The organism is Aquamicrobium ahrensii, assembly GCF_040545755.1.
GTDB lineage: Bacteria > Pseudomonadota > Alphaproteobacteria > Rhizobiales > Rhizobiaceae > Mesorhizobium > Mesorhizobium ahrensii.
In genome coordinates, this window is sequence record NZ_JBEPMN010000006.1 from 70769 (window position 1) to 89337 (window position 18569).

General features: G+C 65.7%; 18 protein-coding genes. 12 read left to right on the forward strand and 6 right to left on the reverse strand.

Annotation, left to right across the window (positions count from 1 at the left end; all coding sequences use genetic code 11):
* Window position 1: 1 nt before the first annotated feature.
* Window positions 2-1966: an AI-2E family transporter gene (locus ABID44_RS09960; RefSeq protein ID WP_378226861.1), complete on the forward strand. Its 1965-nt coding sequence runs from the start codon at window positions 2-4 to the stop codon at window positions 1964-1966.
* A gap of 2 nt (window positions 1967-1968) precedes the next feature.
* Here ABID44_RS09960 and ABID44_RS09965 read toward each other — a convergent pair whose 3' ends face one another.
* Both ABID44_RS09965 and ABID44_RS09970 read right to left on the reverse strand, forming a co-directional pair.
* Entirely contained in the window at window positions 1969-2703 is a 735-nt protein-coding gene (locus tag ABID44_RS09965; RefSeq protein WP_354151560.1) for a 16S rRNA (uracil(1498)-N(3))-methyltransferase, read from the reverse strand.
* Window positions 2704-2734: 31 nt separating this feature from the next.
* Window positions 2735-3373: a hypothetical protein gene (locus ABID44_RS09970; protein WP_354151561.1), complete on the reverse strand. Its 639-nt coding sequence runs from the start codon at window positions 3371-3373 to the stop codon at window positions 2735-2737.
* 96 nt (window positions 3374-3469) lie between these two features.
* Between ABID44_RS09970 and ABID44_RS09975 the strand changes: the two genes are divergently transcribed.
* Both ABID44_RS09975 and ABID44_RS09980 read left to right on the forward strand, forming a co-directional pair.
* Complete coding sequence (locus ABID44_RS09975) at window positions 3470-4186, forward strand: type 1 glutamine amidotransferase (RefSeq protein ID WP_354151562.1); 717 nt, start codon at window positions 3470-3472, stop codon at window positions 4184-4186.
* 219 nt (window positions 4187-4405) lie between these two features.
* On the forward strand, window positions 4406-4537 hold the full coding sequence (locus tag ABID44_RS09980; RefSeq protein WP_354151680.1) for a hypothetical protein: 132 nt from the start codon (window positions 4406-4408) through the stop codon (window positions 4535-4537).
* Here the strand turns inward: ABID44_RS09980 and ABID44_RS09985 are convergent.
* Genes ABID44_RS09985 through ABID44_RS09995 form a run of 3 tightly spaced genes read right to left on the reverse strand, consistent with a single transcriptional unit; the run spans window position 4510 to window position 7245 of the window.
* The gene (locus ABID44_RS09985) at window positions 4510-5301 is read right to left on the reverse strand and encodes a metallophosphoesterase (protein ID WP_354151563.1); all 792 of its coding nucleotides are present in this window, start codon (window positions 5299-5301) and stop codon (window positions 4510-4512) included. The genes ABID44_RS09980 and ABID44_RS09985 overlap by 28 nt on opposite strands.
* 4 nt (window positions 5302-5305) lie before the next feature.
* On the reverse strand, window positions 5306-6445 hold the full coding sequence (locus ABID44_RS09990) for an alpha-hydroxy acid oxidase (RefSeq protein WP_354151564.1): 1140 nt from the start codon (window positions 6443-6445) through the stop codon (window positions 5306-5308).
* A gap of 17 nt (window positions 6446-6462) precedes the next feature.
* Entirely contained in the window at window positions 6463-7245 is a 783-nt protein-coding gene (locus ABID44_RS09995) for an FCD domain-containing protein (RefSeq protein WP_354151565.1), read from the reverse strand.
* A gap of 176 nt (window positions 7246-7421) precedes the next feature.
* Here ABID44_RS09995 and ABID44_RS10000 point away from each other — a divergent pair, with 176 nt between their 5' ends.
* The 5 genes from ABID44_RS10000 (at window position 7422) to glcF (ending at window position 13382) form a co-directional block, all read left to right on the forward strand.
* Window positions 7422-8762 carry a DUF3422 family protein gene (locus ABID44_RS10000; RefSeq protein ID WP_354151566.1) on the forward strand — a complete coding sequence of 447 codons (1341 nt, stop codon included), beginning with the start codon at window positions 7422-7424 and terminating at the stop codon, window positions 8760-8762.
* Window positions 8763-8927: 165 nt separating this feature from the next.
* On the forward strand, window positions 8928-10424 hold the full coding sequence (locus ABID44_RS10005) for an FAD-linked oxidase C-terminal domain-containing protein (RefSeq protein ID WP_354151567.1): 1497 nt from the start codon (window positions 8928-8930) through the stop codon (window positions 10422-10424).
* Window positions 10425-10426: 2 nt separating this feature from the next.
* Window positions 10427-11662: an FAD-binding protein gene (locus tag ABID44_RS10010; protein ID WP_354151568.1), complete on the forward strand. Its 1236-nt coding sequence runs from the start codon at window positions 10427-10429 to the stop codon at window positions 11660-11662.
* Window positions 11663-11664: 2 nt separating this feature from the next.
* Complete coding sequence (locus tag ABID44_RS10015; protein ID WP_354151569.1) at window positions 11665-12048, forward strand: DUF4870 family protein; 384 nt, start codon at window positions 11665-11667, stop codon at window positions 12046-12048.
* 17 nt (window positions 12049-12065) lie between these two features.
* Window positions 12066-13382, forward strand: a complete 1317-nt coding sequence (glcF, locus tag ABID44_RS10020) for a glycolate oxidase subunit GlcF (RefSeq protein ID WP_354151570.1) — start codon at window positions 12066-12068, stop codon at window positions 13380-13382.
* Between the two features lie 96 nt (window positions 13383-13478).
* On the opposite strand, the gene ABID44_RS10025 is transcribed toward glcF, so the two are convergent.
* Window positions 13479-14264 carry a L,D-transpeptidase gene (locus ABID44_RS10025; protein ID WP_354151571.1) on the reverse strand — a complete coding sequence of 262 codons (786 nt, stop codon included), beginning with the start codon at window positions 14262-14264 and terminating at the stop codon, window positions 13479-13481.
* A gap of 206 nt (window positions 14265-14470) precedes the next feature.
* On the opposite strand from ABID44_RS10025, the gene ABID44_RS10030 reads away from it, so the two are divergent.
* From ABID44_RS10030 to hisG, 4 genes are all read left to right on the forward strand, one after another.
* On the forward strand, window positions 14471-15106 hold the full coding sequence (locus ABID44_RS10030) for a DNA-3-methyladenine glycosylase I (RefSeq protein WP_354151572.1): 636 nt from the start codon (window positions 14471-14473) through the stop codon (window positions 15104-15106).
* A 105-nt stretch (window positions 15107-15211) separates the two neighbouring features.
* Window positions 15212-16717 carry a histidine--tRNA ligase gene (gene hisS / locus ABID44_RS10035; RefSeq protein WP_354151573.1) on the forward strand — a complete coding sequence of 502 codons (1506 nt, stop codon included), beginning with the start codon at window positions 15212-15214 and terminating at the stop codon, window positions 16715-16717.
* 25 nt (window positions 16718-16742) lie between these two features.
* Entirely contained in the window at window positions 16743-17867 is a 1125-nt protein-coding gene (locus ABID44_RS10040) for an ATP phosphoribosyltransferase regulatory subunit (protein ID WP_354151574.1), read from the forward strand.
* Window positions 17864-18565 carry an ATP phosphoribosyltransferase gene (gene hisG, locus ABID44_RS10045; protein ID WP_354151575.1) on the forward strand — a complete coding sequence of 234 codons (702 nt, stop codon included), beginning with the start codon at window positions 17864-17866 and terminating at the stop codon, window positions 18563-18565. Before ABID44_RS10040 ends, hisG begins: the two co-directional genes overlap by 4 nt.
* Window positions 18566-18569: the final 4 nt, after the last annotated feature.

An 18569-nucleotide genomic window follows, 5' to 3' on the forward strand; every position in this document is an offset into this window, starting at 1 on the left:
CATGTCAGCAGCGAATGACGCGCCGAAGCGCCGGGCCGCGGCGGCTGTGGCCGGCGAGGGCGCACATGCGCGCCCGTTCATGCCCACCGCCGTCACCATGGTGGGCGTCACCGCCATCCTGTATCTGGGTCGCGACGTATTCCTGCCGCTCGCCATCGCCTTCCTTCTGACCTTCGCGCTGGCGCCGATGGTGTCCGCGTTGCGCAAGCGCTCCATTCCCAAGGCGCCGGCCGTTATCGTGACCGTGACGGTCGCCTTCATGGCCATCGGCCTGTTCTCCTTCGTCGTCGGCACACAGGTCAGCAATCTGGCGCAGAACATTCCCGCCTACCAGGCCAACATACTGGAGAAAGTCCGCTCATTGCGGGATGTGGGGGCAAATGGCGGCGTCATCGAGCGGCTGAGCAACGCGGTCGAACGTGTCGGGGCCGAGCTTCAGCGCGGAACCAGCATTCCGGAACAGGCCGCGCCACAGGAACCGCAGCGCGAGCCGCTGCCGGTGGAAATCGTCGCGCGCCAGCATCCGATCGAGACGCTGAAGAACGTCATCGTGCCGCTGGCCGCTCCCTTCGCCACCGCCGGCTTGATCATCGTCGTCGTTATCTTCATGCTGCTGGAGCGGGAGGATCTGCGCGACCGCTTCATCCGTCTTGTCGGCTACAGCGACCTGCATCGCACCACCGAAGCATTGCAGGACGCCGGCAAGCGCGTCGGGCGATATCTGCTGATGCAACTGGTGGTGAACACCACCTACGCCATTCCCATCGCCCTCGGCCTGTGGCTGATCGGCATTCCCAACGCCGTGCTGTGGGGGCTTCTGGCGCTGGTGCTGCGCTTCGTGCCCTATATAGGTCCGGCCATCGCCATGCTGATGCCCATACTTCTGGCGCTGGCCGTCGCGCCCGGCTGGTCGATGGTGCTGTGGACGGCGGGGCTTTTCCTCGTCATGGAGCTCATCTCCAACAACATCATGGAACCGTGGCTCTATGGCACGCGCACCGGCCTGTCGTCGCTCGCCATCATCGTGGCGGCGATCTTCTGGACCTGGCTGTGGGGACCGCTCGGGCTGGTGATTTCGACGCCGCTCACCGTGTGCCTCGTGGTGCTCGGACGGCATGTGCCGCAATTCGCCTTTCTGGACGTCATGCTTGGCAACGAGCCGGTCCTGGAGCCCCACGCACGGCTTTACCAGCGGCTTCTGGCCGGCGATCCCGACGAGGCGACCGACAACGCCGAAGAGTTTCTGGAAGAGCAATATCTCGTCGACTATTACGACCACATCGGCATTCCCGCACTGCTGATCGGCGAAAGCGACCGCCAGCGCGGCGTCATGAGCGGGGAGCAGCGCCGTCTTCTGGCTGCAAGCGCGCTCACGCTGGTCGAGAATCTGGAGGACATCGCGCAGGAGGAGGAAGAGGAGGACGACAACGAGGAGGAAACGGACAAGGAGGATACCTCTTCAGAAGATGAAGACGCGATCGAGACGCCGGATCTGCCCGATGGCGAGGGGCGCTCCCTGCTGTGTCTTGGCGGACGCGGCGAACTGGACGATGCCGCCGCCGCCATGCTGGCGCAGGTGCTGGAAGTGCAGGGCGCGGAGGTCGTCACTGGCGCGCATGCCGCGCTGGAGGGTCGCGCCGTCTCGTCCCTGCCATTGGCCGGGGTCGACACCGTTATCGTCGTTTTCCTCAACGCCGGCTCGCAGGCGCATGCCCGCCATGCCGTGCGCCGCCTGAAACGGGCGAAACCCGGCCTGCGCGTCGGCATCTTCCTGCCGCAGGCGCAGGGTGATGAAGCTGCGATCAGGGCGGATGCGATCAGCGCCGATTTCGTCGCCGGCTCCGTCGCGGAAGCGGCGACCCTGGGTCTCGACGACAAGCCCGCCGTGAAGCTGAAGGCTGCGCCGGCGCATCTTTCACGCAAGCGGGTGAGGCCGAAAAAACAGGCGGCGGCAGCGACAGCCTGAAGCTACCAGTCGCCGATCGTGGTCTGAATGACGGCAAGGGCGGCGACCGCCGCCGTGTCGGCGCGCAATATGCGGGGCCCGAGCGGAATGGCGGTGACGAAAGGCAAGGCCCGCAGCATATGTCGTTCCTCGTCGGAGAAGCCACCTTCCGGGCCGACAAGCAGGGCGAGCTTGCGTTCGGCGATGGCGCCCAGCGCAGCCATGGGATTGTTGGTGGCGGCGTCCTCGTCGCAGAAAATCAGCCGCCGGCCGCTTTCCCAGTCGGACAGCAGGCGCTCCAGCCGCACCGTTTCGCGCAGGTCGGGAACGGCCAGGACGCCGCATTGCTCGGCCGCCTCGATCACATTGGCGCGCAGCCGGTCGAGACCGGGCTTCGGCACCTGCGTGTGCTGGGTGACGACTGGCTGCAGAACGCCGGCCCCCATTTCCACCGCCTTCTGCACGAGATAATCGAGCCGTTCCCGCTTCAGGGGGGCGAAGCAATAGATAAGGCCGGCCGCCGCGGGCTGCGGACGCTGGAGGCCGCCGACGCAAAGCCGAACCGCTTTCTTGCGGATCGCGGAGACGGTCGCCGACCATTCGCCGTCGCGGCCATTGAACAGGAGAAGCTCGGCGCCTTCGCCAAGCCGCAGCACATGGGCCAGGTAATGGCTTTGTTGGGGATCGGCCTCGATCTCGCCGCCGGCCGCGAGGTCGCCGGATACGAATAGTCTTTGCAGTCGGTAATTGGCGCGCATGGCAGACTGATGCGGCAGTCGCGCGCATGCGTCAAGCGCTGGCGGAAGCATGCCAGAATGGCTGGTACCCGGCGCGCAGGACAACAAGGGTAGTCGGCGGCGTGATCAGAAAACAGGGCTCGCCGCCTCTGAAACGCACCGGAATATAGCCGGCGAACGACCATTTGAACCAGACGCCCTCGCGGCGCGTGAAACAGTCGCCGCCGACGCCGAGCACGACGCCGTCCGGCAAGGCGTCCATGTCCGCCCCGGAGAGGATTGGAGGGCGGCCGCCGCTGGCCAGCCTCTCGCCGTGCAGGTGCGCATCGAGCTGGAAGGCGCGAGGCGTGGCGATCCGGAACGCCTCGCCGAAGCGACTGAGAAAAGCCTTCGCGCGCTCGCGCCGGCAGAAGAAACAGGGCCGGTGCCCCGCGGCAAGCGCCGTCACCTCGTCAAGGAAGAACAATTCGGTCCAGCCCGCCCTGCCGCCCGGTCCGTTGCAGCCCATGGGCTCACGGCGGCGGTCGGCGAAATCACATTCGCAGATGATCCATGCCTTTGTCGTCCACCGCCGCGAAAGCAGCGTCCGGGTGTCAGGGTCATGGATGATGCCGCGATTGCCGGTGAACAGCCCGCGTTCCGGCGCCGCATGGATGACGCCGAACGGATCGACCCGGTTTTGCAGTGGCATGACGCTTTTCCCAAACTTGGGGCCAGCCCCCCGCTTGGCCGGCTTGCATGCCTCATGGTATCGCTTGCCGCGCCTTTGTCACGGGTGGGAAATTTCATGCGGGTACTTGTTGTCGAAAACTATGAGAACACGGGTCTCGGCCAGATGGGTGTCGCTATCGACGAGGCCGGCGGCGAGGTTGACATGCGCCGCCCCTGGCTGGGCGATGCGTTGCCCGAAAATGCCGATGGACACGATGCGCTCGTGGTTCTGGGCGGCGTTCAGAATGCCCTTGCCGACGACCACAGCCCTTATTTCCCCGCGCTGCTCGATCTGATCCGCGATTTCGAGGGTAAGGATCGGGCCATTGCCGGTATCTGCCTGGGCAGCCAGCTTCTCGCCCGCGCCTTCGGCGGCGAGAACCATATTGGCGGCGCGAAGGAATTCGGCTGGCAGCATGTCGGGCTGACGCCGGCGGCGGCCGGAGATGCGGTGCTGGGCGCAGTCGCGAAAAGCTTCCCCATCTTCCAGTGGCATGACGACACCTTCACCCTGCCGGAGCGCGCGGTTCGTCTGGCAAGCAACGAGGTTGCGGAGAATCAGGCTTTCCGCATCGGCCGCGCTGCCTATGGCTTCCAGTTCCATTTCGAGGCCGATACGGGGATGGTGCGGCGATGGGGCGAATTTTTCGCTCCGACGATCGAAAAGCGTCATCCCGGCTGGTCGCAGGTTCTGGAGCACGAAGCCGCGAGCAAAGGCGCCATCGCCGATGAGGTGGGACTTTCCATCGCCCGCAACTGGGTGGCGACGATCGGGGCGCGCCAACCGGCGTGACAATTTTGGCACGTCGGCGCGAAACCGCTGTGGACGACCGTTTTGCCTCTTGGCCGACGCCCCGCCTGCTTCTAGAACGCCCACTGCAAAGGCGCGGCACCGGCCGGAGAACGGGTTTTTCCGCCGGCTGTTCGAACCCTTCGGGCGCTTGAGCGTTTCAATGCAATGGTAATCAACTTCGTGCAGGATGACCGGCAGATGCATTCCGGGATGACGTCAGTGAAAGCAGCCCTTCTGACCTTTGCCATGCTCTCCGCCATTGCAGTCGGTGGTCTCGGCATCTATGCGGCCGACGCCGCGAGCGGCCACAACGCCGTCGACGGCTACGGCGTCACCGCAGCGATCGACTGAGTCACCCCCTCTCTGGTAACCGTCAGCAGTCTTTTGTCTGCGCCGTCGATCCTGATGGCGCTGAGCCTGCCTGTGCGAAAAGCGCCGGTGTCGAGATTGATCCGGTTCGGCCTGATTTCGGCCGCCGCCACCGGCGTATGGCCGTGCACGATCACCTTCGGGTAGAGCCCGGTGTGATTGTGGAATTCGCGGCGTATCCACACCAGATCGTCCACCGACTGCCGTTCCAGCGCGACGCCCGGCCGTACCCCTGCATGGCAGAAGAAGAAATCGCCGCAGGCAAACGATGTGGACAGCGTTTGCAGCAGATCGATATGCGCCGGCGGCATCGCCGCCATGAGGGCTGCGTGAAACGCGCCCAAGGCCTGCTCATCTTCCACGCAAAAGCCCGGGCCGCTCCACTGGACGCCATAGGACGCGGCGGTTTCGATGCCGCCATTGGTCATGAACAGCCCATAGCGTTCGGGGCGGGCGAGGAATTCCAGCAATCCCAGATCGTGGTTGCCGGCGAGCGTCACATGATGTGAATCGCGCGCCCTCGCTTGCGCGAGCAGCTCGAGCACGTCGCGCGAATCCGGACCACGGTCGGTGTAGTCGCCCAGATGCACGATGCGCCAGTCGCCGGGCGCATCCGACTTCAGCTCCTCCGCAACATGGCGGTGAAAGATTTCGAGCAGGTCGCGGCGGCCATGAATATCGCCGACCGCATAGAGACGCAGGTCCGGCGGCGTGCGGGCATGAATGAAATCGACGCCGCCGGCCATCGCGTCATTTCCGGTAGAGCATGTCCTTGCCGACGTCGCGAATGTCGCGCCTGCCGCACAGGGCCATGGTCGTGTCCAGTTCTTTTGCGATGATGTTCAGCGCCTTCGTCACGCCCTGCCTGCCTCCAGCGCCCAGCCCGTAGAGGAAGGGCCGGCCGATGAACACGCCTTTCGCGCCAAGACAAAGCGCCTTGAGCACATCCTGGCCCGAGCGGATGCCGCCATCCATGAACACCTCGGTGCGGTCGCCCACCGCATCGGCGATCTCTTCCAGAACCGATATGGAGGAAGGCGCGCCGTCGAGCTGGCGTCCGCCATGGTTGGAGACGATGATGGCGTCGGCCCCGGTCTTCGCCGCCAGTTCCGCGTCCTCGCGGTCCAGTATGCCCTTGAGGATCAGCTTGCCGCCCCAGCGCTGCCTGACCCATTCCACGTCGTCCCACGACAGCTGGGGGTCGAACTGGTCGGCTGTCCACGACGACAGCGACGACAGGTCGGCGACGCCTTTGACGTGGCCCGCTATATTGCGGAAGGTGCGGCGCTTCGTGCCCAGCATGCCCATGCACCAGGCTGGGCGGGTCGCCATCTGCCAGATGTGCTTCGGCGTGAATTTCGGCGGCGCGGAAAGGCCGTTGCGCAGATCCTTGTGGCGCTGCCCGAGGACCTGCAAGTCGAGCGTGAGCACGAGGGCGGAACATTTCGCCGCCTTTGCGCGCTCGATCAGGCTTTCCACGAAGCCGCGGTCGCGCATCACGTAGAGCTGGAACCAGAACGGTTTCTTCGTCACGGAAGCCACGTCCTCGATGGAGCAGATGCTCATGGTCGAGAGCGTGAAGGGAACGCCGAATTCCTCTGCCGCCTGCGCCGCCAGCATCTCGCCGTCGGGATGCTGCATGCCGGTCATCCCCGTGGGAGCCAGCGCCACGGGCATCGCCACCTCCTCGCCCAGCATGGTGGATTTCAGCGAACGATTCGTCATGTCCACCAGAACGCGCTGGCGCAGCCTGATCTTCGCGAAATCCTCCTCGTTCGCGCGGTAGGTTCCTTCAGTCCACGACCCGGAATCTGCATAGTCGAAAAACATCTTGGGCACGCGCCGCCGCGCCATGCGCTTGAGGTCGTCGATCGTCAGCGGTTCTGTCATCTTGTCAGTCCGGTCTTTCAGTTGGCGCCCTGATCCGAGCGTTGTTGTCTTCTCAGCCGCGATACGCGCCGCCAGTCGCCTGCGCGCTCCGCCTGCGCGGTGATCTGCTCGACATAGGCGATATGGTCCATGGCGGCCTTGCGCGCGGCTGCGGGGTCCTTGGCCGCGATGGCGGCATGGATTGCGCGGTGCTGTTCGAGCAAGGCCTCGCGCGCGCCCGGCAGGGTGAAGACCAGCAGCCGATTCTGGAACACGTCTTCCGACAGGAGCCGGTAGCAGGAGCGCAACGTGTGCAACAGTATGATGTTGTGGGCGCATTCGCCGATGGCGTGATGAAACTCGACGTCGACTTCCGCCTCCGCCTCGAAATCCGCGTCCCGGTGGGCGGCGTCCATGCGCGCCATGATCGCGTCGAGCACGGCGAGATCATCCGCCGTCGCGCGCCGCGCCGCATATTCGGCCGCCACGCCTTCCATCTCGCGGCGGTATTCCAGATAGTCGGAACCCGCCTTGCGGTGGCTGGAAATCAGCTCGATCACCGGTTTGGAAAAGACCTGCCCGATCACATCGGCGGCGAAGGTGCCGCCGCCATGGCGCGTGACGAGCAGCCCGCGCGCCTCCAGATCCTTCAGCGCATCCCGCAGGATCGGCCGCGAAACCTCGAACCGGCGCGCCAGCTCACGCTCGCCGGGCAGCTTGTCTCCGGTGCGCAGCACACCTTCGAGAATCAGGCTCTCGATCTGCTGCACCACCTCGTCGGCCGTGCGCGAATGTTCGATCCGGGTGAAGATTTCGGTCAATTCAGCGCCTGTCGAAGAAGCAACAACCGCGAAACATAGCGGCAACCGCCGAAACTGGTCAAATAGTTTATCCAGTTAGGCTGCACGCAAGTGCATCATGGCTGCGAACTCGCCATTTGCGCGGGGCGGAGAACGGTTTTAAACCTGCTTGTCTGAACCAGTTTGGGGATATCCGCATGCGGGAAGGTCCGAGCATGCCCGAGGCCGTGCCTGAGTTCGAGCCGCGCCCGACGGGCAGCGTCATGGGCTTTCCTGCGCATGAGGGGCGGCCGGGGGCGCTCGGCGAGGTGCATTCAAGGCCCTATCCGCTTGTCGCCACCCCGCGCGTTCTGGTGCAGCTGTCCTTCATGACCGAGGGCGGCTCCGTCGTCGATCAGGCGGTGCTGTCGGAACTGTCGCGCCGGCTGGGCATCGCCGCGCCCGACCGGCAGGCCCGCCACCATGCGATGAAGTGGGGCAAGGGTACGCTGCGTTGGGAGCGGCACACCGAATTCTCCACCTACCTTTGGGAAGGCCCGCTTTCCGAAAGCGGCCGCCGGCGGGAGGATTCGCCCTTCGGCAACGGATTCTCGCCGCCCGGCGCCGTCATTTCCGGCATCCGACTTGAAATCCGCAATTGGACGCCGGACAGCGAGAAGCTGATCGAGGGCTTCGACCCGACCAGCCTGTGTTATTCGCTGGTGGAGGGGGGCAATGCGGCCGTCATCACCGATTTCCGGCAGGATGGCGATGGATTGACCCGCATCCTGATCCTCGATCGCGGCCTTACCTCCGCCCGCGCCGGCGCGTTGTCGTACCGGCTGATCGACATCGAGACCTATCGCACGCTGGCCATGCTTGGCCTGCCGCTGGCGCTTTCACTTTCGGGGCGGGTGCGCCGCATAGAGGACAAGCTCGCCGTCATCACCGGCGAGATGCGGGTGCCCGAAACGCGCGACAACCAGAAGCTTCTGGCCAACCTCACCGAACTGGCGGCGGAGCTGGAGGCGGACGCCGCGTCCAGCCTCTATCGCTTCGGGGCCAGCCGCGCCTATGACGGCATCGTCACCGAACGCCTTGATGCGCTCGATGAGGCGGTGGTGCCGGGCTATGAGACCTGCGCCAGTTTCCTGCAGCGCCGTATGGCTCCGGCCATGCGCACCTGCCGGTCCGTCGAGGAGCGGCAGGCCAACCTGTCGCGCAAGCTGACCCGCGCCACGACGCTGTTGCGCACCTGGGTGGATGTGGAAGTCGAGAGGCAGAACCGCGATCTGCTTGCCTCGATGAACAACCGCGCCCGGCTCCAGCTTCGTCTGCAACAGACGGTAGAGGGCCTGTCGGTGGCGGCGGTCTCTTACTATGTGGTCGGCCTGATCGGTTATCTGGCGAAGGGCGTTTCCGGCTGGTTCGGCCACGCCATCGCGCCCGAGGTGGTGACGGCCGCTTCCGTGCCCGTGGCGATCCTGCTCGTGTGGTGGGCGGTGCGGCGCGTGCGGAAGCTGCATTCGGAGCCGGCGAAGCACGCCGGCGCCGATTAGGATTGCTTCCGTTTCGGCGACATACGCTGCCGCCAGCCGCATCAGCGTCACATTGACGCTGGCCGCGCCTCGTCAACTCGCCGCTTGCTGGCGGATATTGCCCGATTTACAGGCATGGATGCTAACTGGTAAATGGAGTTTACCAGTTTGGAGGAGATGTGCGGCATGTCCGGCCTTGTCATGCCCGAGCCCGATGGGGCGACGCTTGCCCGCCGCGCCGAAATCGTCGCCGATCTGCGCGCCATCGTGCCGGGCGAGGGCGTGGTCGATACGATCAACGAGATGCGCGCCTTTGAAAGCGACGGTCTGACCGCCTATCGCCAGCTGCCGCTGGTGGTGGTGCTGCCCGAGACGACCGCGCAGGTTTCGCGCGTTCTGACATATTGCAACGACCGCAACATCCGCGTGGTGCCGCGCGGTTCGGGCACTTCGCTGTCGGGCGGGGCGCTTCCGCTGGAGGATGCGGTTCTGCTGGTTCTGAGCCGCTTCAGCCGCATTCTGGAAGTCGACTATCCCAACCGCGCCGTGGTCGCCCAGCCGGGCGTCACCAATCTCGGCATCACCCATGCGGTCGAATCGGAGGGCTTTTATTATGCGCCCGATCCCTCCTCGCAGATCGCCTGTTCCATCGGCGGCAATGTCGCTGAAAATTCCGGCGGCGTGCATTGCCTGAAATACGGCCTCACCGCCAACAACCTGCTTGGGCTGGAAATGGTGCTGATGAACGGCGAGGTGGTGCGGCTCGGCGGCAGGCATCTCGATGCCGAAGGCTATGATCTGCTCGGCGTCATGACCGGATCGGAGGGGTTGCTGGGCGTCGTCACCGAGGTCACGGTGCGTATTTTGCGCAAGCCGGAAACCGCGCGGGCGCTGCTCATCGGCTTCCCCACCAGCGAGCAGGGCGGCCAGTGCGTGGCCGACATCATCGGCGCCGGCGTCATCCCCGGGGGCATGGAGATGATGGACCTGCCGGCGATCCGCGCAGCGGAGGATTTCGTCCACGCCGGCTATCCACTGGATTGCGAAGCGCTGCTGATCGTCGAGCTCGACGGCCCGGCGGTCGAGGTCGACCACCTCATCGGCTTGGTCGAGAAGATCGCCATAGGCAACGGCTCCACCTCCTGCCGCATCTCGCAGAGCGAGGAGGAGCGGCTGACCTTCTGGGCAGGCCGCAAGGCGGCGTTCCCCGCCGTGGGGCGCATCTCGCCCGACTATTACTGCATGGACGGCACCATTCCGCGCAAGGAACTGCCCCGCGTCCTGGCCGGCATGCGCGAGCTTTCCGAACAGTATGGCCTGCGCGTCGCCAATGTTTTCCACGCCGGCGACGGCAATCTGCACCCGCTGATCCTCTACGACGCCAATGTGCCGGGCGAACTGGACAAGGCCGAGGCGTTCGGAGCCGACATATTGCGGCTGTGCGTGAAGGTCGGTGGGGTGCTGACCGGCGAGCATGGGGTGGGCGTGGAAAAGCGCGACCTGATGCCGGAAATGTTCTCGCAAGCGGATCTCGACCAGCAGATGCGGGTCAAATGCGCCTTCGATCCGGGCCACCTGCTCAATCCGGGCAAGGTTTTTCCGCAGCTGCGCCGCTGCGCCGAGCTTGGCCGCATGCATATCCATCGCGGCCAGATGCCGTTCCCGGACATTCCGAGGTTTTGAGGATGACCACTTTCACACCTGACGCGGGCGCGGAAATTCTGGAAATCGTGCAATGGGCGGTGTCTGAAGAGCAACCGCTGGAAATCGTCGGTCATGGTTCCAAGCGCGCCATTGGCGGCGCGGTCGGGGCCGGGCATATGCTCGACCTGTCGGACCTGTCCGGCATCACGCTTTATGAGCCGGAAGAGCTTGTGCTGTCTGCGAAAGCCGGTACGCCGCTGGTCCAGATCGAGGCGGCGGTGGCGGCGCGCGGGCAGGAGCTTGCGTTCGAGCCGCTGGATTATGGTCCGCTGCTGGGACAGGAGCCGGGGCGGGGCACCATCGGGGGCGTGCTTGCGGCCAATCTGAGCGGGCCGAGGCGGCTGAAGGCGGGCGCTGCGCGCGACCACATCCTCGGCGTCCATGCCGTTTCCGGACGTGGCGAAGCGTTCAAATCCGGCGGACGCGTCGTCAAGAACGTCACCGGTTACGATCTTTCCAAGCTGATGGCCAATAGCTGGGGCACGCTGGGCGTGGCAACCGACGTCACCTTCAAGGTGCTGCCGGCGGCGGAAAGTGAAACGACGCTGGTGGTCGGCGGCCTGCTCGACGACAGCGCGGTGGCGGCCATGTCGCTGGCGCTCGGCTCCAGCGCCGAAGTGTCCGGGGCCGCGCATCTGCCCTATCCGGCCGTGACCCGTGTCGCCGGCGGGACGCTCGGCAGCGATCCGGCGACCCTGTTGCGTGTGGAAGGTTTCGGGCCGTCCGTCGCCTATCGCGTCCGGCTGCTGAAGGGGCTTCTGGCGAAAGCCGGGCCAATGCAGGAAATCGAGGCGGAGGCCTCGCGCGCGCTGTGGCGGGAAGTGCGCGATTGCGTTCCTTTCGCGGCCGCGCCGCATATGCCGGTATGGCGTGTGTCCATGCCGCCGGCTGATGGCCACAACATGGTGATGGCCTTGCGCATGCAGGCGGCGGTCGAGGCTTTTTACGACTGGCAGGGCGGGCTGATCTGGCTCGCCATGGCGGCCGGCGATCCGGAAGCCGAACTGGTGCGGTCGCTAGTGAGGAAATGCGGCGGCGGCCATGCCACGCTGGTGCGCGCGACGCCCGAACAGCGCGCCGCGATCCCGGTATTCGAGCCGCAGCCGCCGGCGCTCGCCGCCCTGTCGGCACGGCTGAAGGCCGAGTTCGATCCGAAAAACATTCTCAATCCGGGGCGCATGGCGTCAGCACCGGCACGGACGATGGAGGGAGCATAGATATGAGCGACACCAATACAGGGCCGCAGCCGCGCCAGACCGACCGCTGGCTGGAACCGGGGCCCACCAACGCGCTGGTGATCTATATCCTGTATCTGCTGGGGCTGGTGATCGGCATCAGCGGACTGGCCGGGCTGGTGATCGCCTACATCAACCGCGGCAAGGCGGACGCCTATGTCGAGAGCCATTACACCTTCCTGATCCGCACCTTCTGGATCGGGCTGCTTTATGCGCTGGTGTCGGTCGTCCTGATGATCGTCGGGATCGGCTTCCTGCTGATGCTGGCGGTCGCCGTCTGGTTCATCGCCCGCTGCGTCGTCGGCATGCAGGCCTTGCAGCGCGGCCAGCCGGTCCGGGACCCGCAAAGCTGGCTGCTCGGCAACTGACGAAGGACGGAAAGCCCGTGCAAACCCATTTCACTCCCGAACAGCTCGCCGATCCGCAGGTGGCGGAATCGGAGAAGATCCTGCGCAAATGCGTGCATTGCGGTTTCTGCACGGCCACTTGTCCCACCTATGTGACGCTCGGCAACGAACTCGACAGCCCGCGCGGCCGCATCTACCTGATAAAGGACATGCTGGAGGGGGGCAGGGCCGCCGATCGCGAGATCGTCACCCATATCGATCGCTGTCTCTCCTGCCTGTCGTGCATGACGACCTGCCCGTCCGGCGTGAACTACATGCATCTGGTCGATCATGCGCGCGCCCATATCGAACAGACCTACAGGCGTCCGCTGGCGGACAGGATGATCCGCGCCGTTCTCGCCGCCGTTCTGCCCTATCCGACGCGGTTTCGCGCGGCGCTGAAACTGGCGAAGCTGGGCAAGCCCTTCGCCGGCCTGTTTGAGCGCAGCGCGGCGCTGAAGCCGCTGGCGGCGATGCTGAAACTGGCCCCGGCCAGCGTTCCGCGTGCCTCATCGACCGCCGTGCCGGGCGTGCATCGGGGCACAGGCGTAAAGCGCGGGCGCGTCGCCATCCTCACCGGCTGCGCCCAGCCGGTGCTCGATCCCGGCATCAACGATGCCGCCATCTCGCTTCTCAACCGGCTGGGCGTCGAGGTCGTGGCGCCGCCGGGCGAGGGCTGCTGCGGGGCGCTGGTGCACCATATGGGCCGCGAAAACGAAGCGCTGGATTTCGCGCGCCGCAATGTCGATGCGTGGATGCGCCAGATCGACGAAGGCGGGCTCGACGCCATCGTCATCACCGCCTCCGGCTGCGGCACGACGATCAAGGATTACGGCTACATGCTACGGCTCGACCCGGCTTACGCCGACAAGGCGGCGCGGGTCTCGGCGCTGGCGAAGGACGTGACCGAATATCTCGATATGCTCGACCTGCCGGAACCTGCCGTGAAACCGGGCACGGTGGTCGCCTATCACTCGGCCTGCTCCATGCAGCACGGCCAGAAGATCACGCGCCAGCCGAAGGCGCTGCTGGCGAAGGCGGGTTTCGTGGTGAAGGAGCCGCGCGAGGGACATCTGTGCTGCGGCTCGGCCGGCACCTACAACATTCTCCAGCCGGAGATTTCGACGCAATTGCGCGACCGCAAGGTGAAGAACATCACAGCCACAGGCGCTGCGCTCGTCGCCACCGGCAATATCGGCTGCATCACCCAGATCGCTTCCGCCGCGAAACTGCCGGTGGTGCACACCGTCGAACTGCTCGACTGGGCTTATGGCGGTGCAAGGCCGAAAAGCGTACCTGAAGCTACGCTGCAATGAAAAACAGAAAAGGCAGCGCGGCTTCTCGCCGGCTGCCCTTTCTGCGACTGGCCACGTCCCCCGACACGGCCCGTCCCCCGTTGTTGGGAAATGCTTCTACATGACAACGACCGTCGCGCCAACCGGCACGCGGCCATAAAGGTCGACCACGTCTTCGTTGCGCATCCGGATGCAGCCGGACGAGACGGCCGCCCCGATGGTCCATGGCTGGTTGGTGCCGTGGATGCGATAGAGCGTCGAACCCAGATAGAGCGCGCGCGCGCCGAGCGGATTTTCGACGCCGCCGGCCACGAAACTCGGCAGATGGCGGCCCTTGGCCTTCTCACGCCTGATCATTTCGGCAGGCGGACGCCAGTCCGGCCATTCGGCCTTGCGGGTCACCTTGTGGGTGCCGGCCCATTCGAAGCCCGGCTTGCCGGTGCCGACGCCATAGCGGCGCGCCTTGCCGTTCTTTTCCACCAGATAGAGGAAGTTGTCGCGCGTATCGATGATGACGGTGCCCGGCTTGTGCTTGCCGTCATAGTTGACGACCTGCGGCAGGTAGATCGGATTGATCTGCGGGCGCACGGTGCGCTTCTGCACGGTTCTCGGCGCGGACGCCCGCTGCACCCGCGCAGGCTGCGTTTGCACGCCGCGCTGGCGCTGCTGAGTCTGGCCCGTCGCGCGCGGGGCGGGCTGCGTGCGTTGGACGCGCCGCTGCTCCGGCGCTGCGCGCCTTGCGCTGCCGGGGGCCTGACCGAGTTGCAGAAGCCATGGCGCGGCAAGGTCCGGGCTGACCCGCACCGGCGGGCGCTCGATATAGCGATCGTTGGCCAGCGCCGGCGAGAAGCTCATGGAGAGCGCGCCGGCGATGCAGGCAAACAGAAGAAGGGATCGTTTCATGTGACGCACTCTCGCAACACGTTCGGCGGCCGGAAACACCTTCCGGTCATGGCGCGATCCTGCTCGCCAAGGACAACCGAAAGGTGAATCGCCGATGCGTCGGACGCGGTTTTGTCAGTAAAGCTTCCGGTATGGTTATCCGGCGGTTCAGGAATCTGGTAAAGGGCCGGTAAAGCACCCGAACCCCGCATCAACGGACGTGTCGCATGAGTGAAAGAGACGGCATCATCACCGGTCCCGACGGCGTGAATCGCTGCTTCTGGCATGGCAACCTGCCGGACTACATCCATTATCACGACCATGAATGGGGCCGCCCGGTGGCGGACGACCGCCGCCTGTTCGAGAAGATCTGCCTGGAGGGCTTCCAGTCCGGCCTGTCCTGGCTGACCATTCTGCGCAAGCGCGAGAATTTTCGCGAGGCCTTCGCCGGCTTCGATTTCGGGCGGGTGGCCGAGTTCACCGAGGCCGATGTCGAGCGCCTGCTGGGCAATACGGGCATCGTGCGCCATCGCGGCAAGATCGTCTCCACCATCAACAACGCCCGCCGCGCCCGCGAACTGGCGGATGAGACGGGATCGCTGGCGGCCTTCTTCTGGAAGTTCGAGCCCGCCCCGCAAGAGCGGCCGGCGGTGGTGGATCTTGCCCATCTGCGTGCCAACCCGACGACCGCCGTTTCGACCCGCCTTTCAAAGGAGATGAAAAAGCGCGGCTGGAGTTTCGTCGGTCCCACCACGGTCTATGCCTTCATGCAGGCCATGGGCATGGTCAACGATCATATAGAAGGCTGCGCCTGCCGCGCCGAGGTCGAGGCCGAGCGCGCCCGCTTCCGGAGACCCGGCTGAAAGCAACCCGCCCTTGCCGCTGGATGCGGCATCGGTTAGGACAGCGCGCGGCGCGGCGAAAGCCCGCCGCACGATTTTTCATGCCCGAACCGCAGAGTACCCATCATGGCCGAACGACCGGAAAAGATGAAAGCGCGCCTGCCGCGCGGCCTTGTCGACCGCAGCCCCGAGGACATCAGGGCCGTCGACAGGATGGTGGCGAAGATTCGCGAGGTCTACGAACTCTACGGCTTCGAGCCCGCCGACCAGCCGCTGATTGAATACACCGATGCGCTGGGAAAATTCCTGCCGGATCAGGACCGGCCGAACGAGGGCGTCTTCTCCTTCCAGGACGATGACGAGCAATGGCTGTCGCTGCGTTATGACCTGACCGCGCCGATGGCCCGGTTCGTGGCCGAGAACTACGAGCGGCTGCCGAAGCCCTTCCGCTCCTATCGTTCGGGCTGGGTGTTCCGCAACGAGAAGCCGGGTCCGGGGCGCTTCCGCCAGTTCATGCAGTTCGACGCCGATACGGTCGGTACGCCGGGCGTAGCTGCGGACGCCGAAATGGCGATGATGATGGCCGATGTGATGGAGGCGCTGGGTATAGTGCGTGGCGACTACGTCATCCGCGTCAACAACCGCAAGGTGCTGGACGGCGTGCTGGAGGCCATCGGCCTCGGCGGCGAGGCTAACGCCGGCCGCCGCCTGACCGTGCTGCGCGCCGTCGACAAGCTCGACAAGGTGGGCGAGGACGGCGTGCGCGATCTGCTCGGCAAGGGTCGCCTCGATGAGAGCGGCGATTTCACCAAGGGTGCGGGGCTGGATGAAGCGCAGGCGGATCGCGTGCTGCTTCTGACCTCCTCCACCGGCGACGATCTTGCCGGCGCGCTGGCCGCTATGGGTGACGCCGTCGCCGGCTCGGCGCGCGGCGAGGAAGGCGTGCGGGAACTGGCCGACATAGGCGCCATGGTTGCCGCAGCCGGCTATGATGACGGCCGCGTCAAGATCGATCCGTCCGTGGTGCGCGGGCTCGAATATTACACCGGCCCCGTTTACGAGGCCGAGCTGCTGGCCGAAATTCCCAACGAGGACGGCAAGATCGTGCGCTTCGGCTCGGTCGGCGGCGGCGGCCGCTATGATGGGCTGGTGTCGCGCTTCCGTGGCGAGCCGGTGCCGGCCACGGGCTTCTCCATCGGCGTTTCGCGCCTGATGACGGCGCTGAAGAACCTCGGCAAGCTCGACATGTCGGATGTCGTCCAGCCGGTGGTGGTGCTGGTCATGGACAAGGACATGGAAAGCCTTGGCCGCTACCAGAAGATGGTGGCGGACCTGCGCAAGGCCGGTATCCGCGCAGAGATGTATCTCGGCGGCGCGGGCATGAAGGCGCAGCTCAAATATGCCGACCGGCGCGGTTGCCCGGTGGCGGTCATCCAGGGCGGCGACGAGCGCGCCAATGGCGAGGTCCAGATCAAGGATCTGATCGAAGGCGCGCGCATGTCGGCTGAAATCTCCGACAATGCCGAATGGCGCGCCGCGCGGCCCGCGCAGGTCACCGTCGCGGAAACCGATCTGGTCGCCGAGGTGGAGAAGATTCTCCACGCACAGGCAGCCGACAGGGCCGGGCGATGAGCGTGGCCATTATTGAGGAACGGCGATGACTTCGCGCTCCCCCTCCGTCGCGGGTGATGTGAAGGCGCTGTTTGCGGCCAAGAACGTCGATCTGGTCGAGGTCGGCGTGTTGCAGCCGGCGGACCCGTTTCTCGACATTGCCGGCGAGGATCTGCGCCGGCGCATCTTTCTCACCGAGAGCGAGACCGGGCAGGCGCTTTGCCTGCGGCCGGAATTCACCATTCCCGTCTGCCTCGACCACATCGCCAGCCAGTCCGGCACGCCGCGCCGCTACGGCTATCTGGGCGAGGTGTTCCGCCAGCGCCGCGACGGGTCGAACGAATTCTTCCAGGCCGGCATCGAGGATCTCGGCGAAACCGATACGGCTGCGGCCGATGCGCGGCTGGTGGCCGATGCGCATGAACTGCTGGCGCAGGCCGTTCCTGGCGCTTCGCTCAAGGTGACGGTCGGCGACCAGTCTGTGTTCGAGGCGGTGCTGGCCGCGCTTGGCCTGCCGCGCGGCTGGCGTATGCGGCTGGCCCGCGCCTTCGGTTCGCACGCCATGCTGGAGGCGGCCCTTGCCGACCTCGCAAACCCGCCGCGCAACGGCCAGCTTGCCGGGCCTGTGGCGTTACTGGCCGTCGATGGCGACGCCGAAGGGCTGGCCGACCAGATCGCCAGGGGCATGCAGCAGGCAGGCCTGCCGCTTTCCGCTGGCCGCACGCCGGCCGAGATCGCCCGCCGGCTGATCGAGAAGGTGCAATTGCGCAGCGTGCGCCTGTCGGACGACGCCTTCGCCGCGCTCAAGGATTTTCTCGCCATCGACACGCCGCTCGCCGGGGCGACGGCTGCGTTGCGCGAATTTTCCGCCGATGCCGGGCTGGAGCTTGGCGCGGCGCTGGACCTTTTCGCGGCGCGCGCCGAGGCCATCGCCGGTCGCGGTCTGGCCTCCGAAGCGGTGCGCTACGACGCGGCTTTCGGCCGCCCGCTCGATTATTATACCGGGCTGGTGTTCGAGATCGGCGTGGAAAACGGTGATGATCGCCCGCTCGCCGGCGGCGGCCGCTACGACCGGCTGCTGACGCTGCTCGGCGCGCGCCAGCCTATCCCCGGCGTCGGCTTCTCCGTGTGGCTCGACCGGGTGGAATCGCTGAGGGAGGTGCTGGCATGAGCGTAACCTTGGCCATTCCCTCCAAGGGGCGGTTGAAGGAAAAGACGCTGGAAGTGCTGGCGCGGGCCGGGCTCGCCGTCAGCCTGCCGGAGGACGACCGCCGCTATCATGCCCATGTCGAAGGGCGTGAGGACATTGAGGTCGTGTTCATGTCGGCCTCCGAGATTTCGGGCGAGATCGGCAGCGGTGGCATCGACCTGGGCGTCACCGGCGAGGATCTGGTGCGCGAGAATCTGGCGGACTGGGAGAGCCGCGCCGAGATCGTCGCCCGCCTCGGCTTCGGTCACGCCGATGTGGTCGTGGCCGTGCCGGACATGTGGCTCGATGTCGACACCATGGCCGATCTCGACGATGTGGCCGCCGATTTCCGTCAGCGCCATGGCAGGCGGCTGCGCATCGCCACCAAATACTGGCGGCTGACGCAGCAGTTCTTTTCCGGCAAACATGGCATTCAGGTCTATCGCATCGTCGAAAGCCTCGGCGCCACCGAGGGCGCTCCGGCGGCGGGATCGGCCGATGTCATCGTCGACATCACCTCGACTGGCTCCACCTTGCGCGCCAATCATCTCAAGGTTCTGGGCGACGGGGTGATCCTGCGCTCGCAGGCCTGTCTGGTGGCGTCGCGCAAGGAGCGCCCGGCGGAGGACGATAAGCTCATCCGCCAGATCGCCGATGCTGTGGCGGCGGCCCTGAGCTAAACAG